Annotated in this window: 8 protein-coding genes; 2 read left to right on the forward strand and 6 right to left on the reverse strand. The window is 72.0% G+C overall.

Going from position 1 to position 6100, the window contains the following annotated elements; all coding sequences use genetic code 11:
• Genes ehuD through ectB form a run of 6 tightly spaced genes read right to left on the reverse strand, consistent with a single transcriptional unit; the run spans position 1 to position 4856 of the window.
• A complete protein-coding gene (gene ehuD, locus KDL28_RS06365) occupies positions 1–660 on the reverse strand; it encodes an ectoine/hydroxyectoine ABC transporter permease subunit EhuD (RefSeq protein ID WP_252436268.1) in 660 nt (219 codons plus the stop codon).
• Complete coding sequence (gene ehuC / locus KDL28_RS06370; protein WP_252436269.1) at positions 657–1343, reverse strand: ectoine/hydroxyectoine ABC transporter permease subunit EhuC; 687 nt, start codon at positions 1341–1343, stop codon at positions 657–659. Before ehuC ends, ehuD begins: the two co-directional genes overlap by 4 nt.
• Before the next feature lie 9 nt (positions 1344–1352).
• The gene (gene ehuB, locus KDL28_RS06375; RefSeq protein WP_252436270.1) at positions 1353–2273 is read right to left on the reverse strand and encodes an ectoine/hydroxyectoine ABC transporter substrate-binding protein EhuB; all 921 of its coding nucleotides are present in this window, start codon (positions 2271–2273) and stop codon (positions 1353–1355) included.
• Positions 2273–3187, reverse strand: coding sequence for an ectoine hydroxylase (thpD, locus tag KDL28_RS06380; RefSeq protein ID WP_252436271.1), 915 nt, complete (start codon positions 3185–3187; stop codon positions 2273–2275). The genes ehuB and thpD overlap by 1 nt, the downstream gene beginning before the upstream one ends.
• Positions 3184–3594 carry an ectoine synthase gene (locus KDL28_RS06385; RefSeq protein ID WP_252436272.1) on the reverse strand — a complete coding sequence of 137 codons (411 nt, stop codon included), beginning with the start codon at positions 3592–3594 and terminating at the stop codon, positions 3184–3186. Before KDL28_RS06385 ends, thpD begins: the two co-directional genes overlap by 4 nt.
• Positions 3591–4856 carry a diaminobutyrate--2-oxoglutarate transaminase gene (gene ectB, locus KDL28_RS06390; protein ID WP_252436273.1) on the reverse strand — a complete coding sequence of 422 codons (1266 nt, stop codon included), beginning with the start codon at positions 4854–4856 and terminating at the stop codon, positions 3591–3593. The genes KDL28_RS06385 and ectB overlap by 4 nt, the downstream gene beginning before the upstream one ends.
• A gap of 438 nt (positions 4857–5294) precedes the next feature.
• On the opposite strand from ectB, the gene KDL28_RS06395 reads away from it, so the two are divergent.
• Together KDL28_RS06395 and KDL28_RS06400 are read left to right on the forward strand one after the other, a co-directional pair.
• Entirely contained in the window at positions 5295–5552 is a 258-nt protein-coding gene (locus tag KDL28_RS06395) for a hypothetical protein (RefSeq protein WP_252436274.1), read from the forward strand.
• Complete coding sequence (locus KDL28_RS06400; RefSeq protein ID WP_252436275.1) at positions 5549–5863, forward strand: LapA family protein; 315 nt, start codon at positions 5549–5551, stop codon at positions 5861–5863. Before KDL28_RS06395 ends, KDL28_RS06400 begins: the two co-directional genes overlap by 4 nt.
• Positions 5864–6100: the final 237 nt, after the last annotated feature.

A 6100-nucleotide genomic window follows, 5' to 3' on the forward strand; every position in this document is an offset into this window, starting at 1 on the left:
TCAGCGGGCACCGGTGCGTCGCTCCAATCTCCGCACGACGACCGAAGCGGGGTAGCTGATCAGCAGGAACAGGATGCCGGCCAGGGTGAGCGGCTCGACCGGCCGGAAGCTCTCGGCGCTGAGCTGCCGGGCCACCGTCACCACCTCGACCAGCCCGATCGCCAGCAGCAGCGGCACCTCCTTGAACATGGAGATGACGTAGTTGCCCAGCGCGGGCAGCACCCGCGGCACCGCCTGGGGGAGGACGACCGCGAGCCACACCCGTGAGCGCGGCAGGCTCAACGCGGCGGCCGCCTCCCACTGCCCCGGCGGCACCGCCTCGATCCCGGCCCGGTACACCTCGGAGGTGTAGCAGGCGTAGTGCAGGCCCAGCGCGAGCACGCCGGCCGCCAGCGAGCCGAGGGTGATGCCGACGTCGGGCAGCACCTGGTAGATCACGTAGGCCTGGACCAGCAACGGCGTGCTCCGCCAGAACTGGACGAACGCCCACACCACCCGGTGCAGCACCGCTACCCGGTTGCGCTGCACGACCGCGAACACCAACCCCAGCCCGAAGGCCAGCAGCGACCCGAGCAGGGTGGCCAGCAGCGTGACCTGCAGGCCGCGCCACAGCGCGGGCAGGATCTCGACCGCGTAGGCCCAGTCCCACCCGCCGGTCACGTCGCCACCCCGGTCGCCGGGACGCGTCCCACCCGGGCCGCGGCCCGCCGCTCCAGCAGCCGCATCCCCGCGGTGATCAGCAGCGCCAGCACCAGGTAGATCACCAGCTCGACCAGGTAGATGGTCAGCTTCTCGCCGACCCCCAGGTTCGGCACCAGCAGCTGCCCCCGGCGCACCACCTCGTCCACGACGACCAGCGAGAGCAGCGCGGTGCTCTTGAGCAGCTGGATGAACAGGTTGGTGAACGGGGGCAGCATCTCCACCACGGCCTGCGGGAGGACCACCCGCCGCATGCGGTCCCACGGCGACAGGCTGAGCGCCACGGCGCCCTCGTGCTGCGCGCGCGGCACGGCCCGCACGGCGCCGCGGACGATCTCGGCCCCGTACGCGCCGTGGTTCAGCCCGAGCACCAGGATCCCCGCCCCCAGCGGGATGATCTGGTAGCCCACCAGGGCAGGGAGCACGAAGAAGATCCAGAACAGCTGGACCACCTCGGACGTGCCGCGGAAGAACTCGACGTAGACGCGGCTGACCGCGCGCACCGCGCGGTGCCGGGAGACGAGCGCCAGGCCGGCGACGGCCGACAGGACCACGGTCAGCGCGATGCCGCCGACCGTGGCGAGCACGGTCGGCGGCACGCCCGCCATGAGGAACGACAGGATGAGCGGCAGGCTGTCGAGCATCTTTCGGGGTCAGGCCGCGCAGAGCGCGGCGGTGGTCACGTCCGGACCCGGCAGGTTGTCCTGCGTGAAGCCGAACGGGGCGACGATCCGCAGCCACTCGCCGGACTGCTGCAGCGCGGTCAGCTCGGTGTTGAAGGCGTCGAGGATGTCGTCCTCGCCCTGGCGGAACACGAACCCGCCGGCCGAGACGATCTCCTCGCCGTCGATCACGGGGAAGAAGCCCGCGGTGACCTCGACCGGGGCCCCGGGGTTCTTGGACACCACATCGTTGAGCGAGATGTTGGTCAGCGCGGCGCAGTCCACGCGCCCGGAAGCGACCGCCTGCAGCAGCGCGTTCTGGTCGCCGAGCACCTGGACCCGGTCGGCCGGGACGCCGCTGTCGGTGGCGTAGCCCTGCTCGACCGCCCCGTTCAGCACCGCGACCCGAAGCTCCTGGTCGCGCACCTGGTCGAAGGAGGTGATCCCGGCGGGGTTGCCTGCCGGGACCAGGAACGCCGTCGGGGCGGTGTAGTCCGGGGCCGAGAAGGCCGCGGCCTCGCAGCGCTGCGGGGTGATGAACATCCCGGCCGTCACCATGTCGAACTGCCGCGACAGCGTCAGGCCCGGGATCAGCTCGCCGAACTCCACGGTGATCGCGTCGACCCGGCCGATGCCGAGCTTCCCCAGCACCGCGCGCGCGACCTCCACCGACTCGCCGGTCACCCGGCCCTGCGCGTCGGTGAAGCCGTAGGGCGCCTCGTTGGCGATGCCGACGGTGATGGTGCCCGCCTCCCGCGCCCGCTCCAGGGTGCCCGCCCCGCCCTCGGCACCCCCGCCACCGGAGGGCACCGCTGTGCACGCCGACAGCGCGGTCGGGCCGCCCAGCACCACGGCGCCGGCCAGGGCACCGCGGCGGAGCAGGTCCCGGCGGCTCCACGACCGACCGCTCATCACGCGCTCCCCCCGACGACGGGCGTCCGCTCCCGGGCCGCCACGTGCTCGGGACGCGGCCGGTCGGCGGCGAACGGCGCCTGCAGGGCGTTGTCGACGCTGTTGAACACCACGAAGATGTTCGACCGCGGGTAGGGGGTGATGTTGTCGGCCGAGCCGTGCATGCAGTTGGCGTCGAACACCGTCGCCGATCCGGCCGGGCCGGTCATCATCGCGATGCCGTAGCGGTCGGCGAGCATCCGCAGGCTGTCGCGGTCGGGGGTGCCGATCTCCTGCTCGCGCAGCGACTGCTTGTAGTGCTCGGCCGGGGTCTCCCCCACGCAGGACACGAACGTCCGGTGCGAGCCTGGCATGATCATCAGGCAGCCGTTGTGGGCGAAGTTCTCCGTCAACGCGATCGAGATGCTCACCGCCCGCGGGGCCGGCATGCCGTCCTCGGCGTGCCAGGTCTCGAAGTCGGAGTGCCAGTAGAACCCGCCCCCGCCGAAGCCGGGCTTGTAGTTGATCCGGCTCTGGTGCACGTAGACGTCACCGCCCAGGATCTGGCGCGCCCGCCCGGCGACCCGCTCGTCGCCGACCAGCTCGGCGACCGCGCGGCTCAGCCGGTGCACCTCGAAGATCGAGCGGACCTCGCTGGAGGTCTTCTCGACGACGGTGCGTTCGTCCGCCCGCACGAGGGGGTCGGTGGCCAGCCGGTGGAGCTCGGCGGAGAACGCCGTCACCTCGGCCGGGTCCAGCAGCCCGCCCACGGTGACGAACCCGTCGCGCTCGTGCGCGGCCAGCTCGTCGGCGGAGAGCGGGCCGGGCACCCTGCCGTCGTCCCAGACCGTGGGGTCGGCGCGCTCGAGGAGCGCGGGCAGGTCGGAGAGCCGCGTCGGGTACCGGTCGTCGAGCACTGTCGCACCGCGGTTCATCGCACGCTCCCTTCGTCAGTGGGCCCGGTCAGCAACGGGTAGGCGCCCTGCTCGTCGTGCACCTCTCTGCCGGTGACCGGGGGCGTGAAGACGCACACCGTCCGCATCCGCGTGCGGGGGCGCAGCTGGTGGCGCTCGTTGCCGTCGAGCGCGTACACCGACCCGGGACCGAGCTCGTGGGTCCGGTCGCCGTCCTTGTCCAGCAGCTCGCCGTCGCCCTCCACGACGAACACCGCTTCGACGTGGTGGGCGTACCAGAAGTCGTTGACCGTCCCGGGCTCGAGCACGGTCTCGTGCAGGGAGAAGCCGAGGCCGTCGGCGGCGAGCAGGATCCGCTTGCTCCGCCAGTTCGCGGTCCGCACGTCGCGCTCGGTACCGGTGATCTCCCCCAGGGTGCGCACGATCATGCGGGCACCCCCGCGGTGACGGCGCGGACGGCGTCGGCGACGACCGCCAGGCCCTCGTCGAGCTCGTCGTCGGTCACGGTGAGCGGCGGCATGATCTTCAGGACCTCGTCGGCCGGCCCGGCGGACTCCACCAGCAGCCCGCGCTCGAACGCCGCGGCGCACGCCTTGGTGGCGAGGTCGGGTTGCGCGAAGGCCAGTCCCCTGGCCAGCCCGCGCCCCCTCGGTACCAGCTCCACGGCCGGTGACGCCTCGGCCAGCGCGCCGAGCACCTGGTGGACGCGCTCCCCCTTGGCGAGCGTGGAGCGGTGCAGCGCGTCATCGCCCCAGTACTCCCGCAGCGCCGCGGTGGCCGTGACGAACGCGGCGTTGTTGCCGCGGAAGGTGCCGTTGTGCTCGCCGGGGGCCCACTGGTCGAGATCGGGCCGGATCAGCGTCAGGGCCATCGGCAGGCCGTAGCCGCTGATCGACTTGGACAGGCAGACGATGTCCGGGGTGATGCCGGCGATCTCGAAGGAGAAGAAGGGGCCGGTGCGCCCGGCACCCATCTGCACGTCGTCGACGATCAGCACGATCTCGTGCCGGTCGCAGAGGTCGGCGAGGGCCTGCAGCCACTCGACGCGCGCGGGGTTGATGCCCCCCTCGCCCTGCACCGTCTCGACGATGACCGCCGCCGGTTCGTTCAGACCGCTGCCGGCGTCGGCCAGCAGGCGTTCCAGCCAGAGGAAGTCGGGCACGGTGCCGCGGAAGTAGTTGTCGAACGGCATCGGGGTGGCGTGCACCAGCGGGATGCCGGCTCCGCCGCGCTTCATCGAGTTGCCCGTCACGGAGAGCGCACCGAGGGTCATGCCGTGGAACGCGTTGGTGAAGTTGATCACCGACTCCCGGCCGGTGACCTTGCGGGCCAGCTTCAGCGCCGCCTCGACGGAGTTCGCCCCGGTGGGCCCCGGGAATTGCACCCGGTAGTCCAGGCCGCGCGGGCCCAGTACGAATTCCTGGAACGTGCGCAGGAATTCCGCTTTCGCCACGGTGAACATGTCCAGGGAATGCACGATCCCGTCGCCGGCGAGGTACTCCAACAGCGGTTCTTTCAACGCCGGTGGGTTGTGGCCGTAGTTGAGCGCGCCGGCGCCGGCGAAGAAGTCCAGGTACTGCCGGCCGTCGACGTCGTGCAGCCGGGATCCGGATGCGGTTCCGAAGGTGACCGGCCAGTTCCGGCAGTAGCTGCGGACCTGGGATTCGAGCTCGTCGAAGATGGTCGTCATCGCATCGTCCTCGCGGTCGCGGTTCATCGGCCGATCGGGCCGGCGGTCCGTCCACGGACGAGGTCACGCTCATCAGGTGCAGACATGGTCCGAGAAGTTAACAGCGAATTTCGGCATGTCCCGAGCTCGTCAGGCGATCGCAAGGCGAGCGGCGCATTTGTGACGCCGGACACGGGACCATCGTGACGGTTTCGGCACGCCCCGCAGATCTGTCATGAGCCCCGGAGGGTCGGCGTTGAAGCGATCCGGCGGAGGGCTCCCTACCCGCGGCCGCGCAGGCTGCGGCGACGTCGCCGGCGCGCGCGGGAATTGATCCACCGATCAGGTCGGACTCCCAGCGGAGCCCCGCCGAGGAGACGTGACGGTCTCCTGACGGTCGCGGGAAGACGGCGTCCGGTCAGCCACGCGGGGGTAGGACCGGTGCGGGAGGTGACCGCGATGGATCACACCGGGACGGGCGGCCAGGGCGCCGCGAGCGGGCGGTCGAGGACGGACGCGCCCGGGGCGCACGCGCGGGGGGACCGCGCCCTGGCCGGGGACATCCGGATGGGGGTCGGTGAAGCGCTGGCCCTGCTGGTCGGGCTCGTCGTCGTCAGCGGATGGGTCGCCGCGATGCGCGTCGCCGGGTTCGTCGTCCTGTTCGGCTGGCTGATCTGGCATCCCGACGTCGCGATCGAGGAGGGACGACGGGCATGACCGAAGAGCCGTCCAGCACGACCACCGGTGCGGGCGACAGCGCCGGCCCGCCACCAGGCCGGGCCGTGGGCGCGGTGTGGGTCGGGTCGATCCTCGCCGCGGTGGTGCTGGTCCTGCTGCTGGTCTTCATCCTGCAGAACCGCGAGTCGACCCGGATCGACTTCCTGAGCTGGTCGGGGACGCTCCCGACCGGCATCGCCCTGCTGTTCGCCGCCGTCGCGGGAGTGCTGCTCGTGGCGATCCCGGGAAGCGCGCGCATCCTCCAGCTGCGTCGGGCGGCAAGGCGGGCATCGCGATCGCGCCCCGCCTGACGAGCTCCTGACGAACCGCGCGGCGGACCGCGCGCGCCTGGCCCGCGGCCCGCTCGATGCACTACAACGGGGTCGCGGTGGCCGACGTGTCGAAGGACAACCGGTCGCCGGGGTCGCGCAGGGCCGTGACGGCTGGGAGCCCGTCCGCCCTGCTGATGAGCGCACCCGGGCGACACGTGGCGTGGCGAACCCGTCGGCCACCGCTCCCTCGCCCCCCGGCTCGGCCACGGATCACGC

The sequence above is a fragment of the Pseudonocardia humida genome (assembly GCF_023898865.1).
Classification (GTDB): Bacteria; Actinomycetota; Actinomycetes; order Mycobacteriales; family Pseudonocardiaceae; genus Pseudonocardia; species Pseudonocardia humida.

Coding starts and splice junctions, on each gene's coding strand:
- ehuC (WP_252436269.1), bottom strand. CDS start 1,343: ATGCTCGACAGCCTGCCGCTCATCCTGTCGTTCCTCATGGCGGGCGTG.
- ehuB (WP_252436270.1), bottom strand. CDS start 2,273: ATGAGCGGTCGGTCGTGGAGCCGCCGGGACCTGCTCCGCCGCGGTGCC.
- thpD (WP_252436271.1), bottom strand. CDS start 3,187: ATGAACCGCGGTGCGACAGTGCTCGACGACCGGTACCCGACGCGGCTC.
- KDL28_RS06385 (WP_252436272.1), bottom strand. CDS start 3,594: ATGATCGTGCGCACCCTGGGGGAGATCACCGGTACCGAGCGCGACGTG.
- ectB (WP_252436273.1), bottom strand. CDS start 4,856: ATGACGACCATCTTCGACGAGCTCGAATCCCAGGTCCGCAGCTACTGC.
- KDL28_RS06395 (WP_252436274.1), top strand. CDS start 5,295: ATGGATCACACCGGGACGGGCGGCCAGGGCGCCGCGAGCGGGCGGTCG.
- KDL28_RS06400 (WP_252436275.1), top strand. CDS start 5,549: ATGACCGAAGAGCCGTCCAGCACGACCACCGGTGCGGGCGACAGCGCC.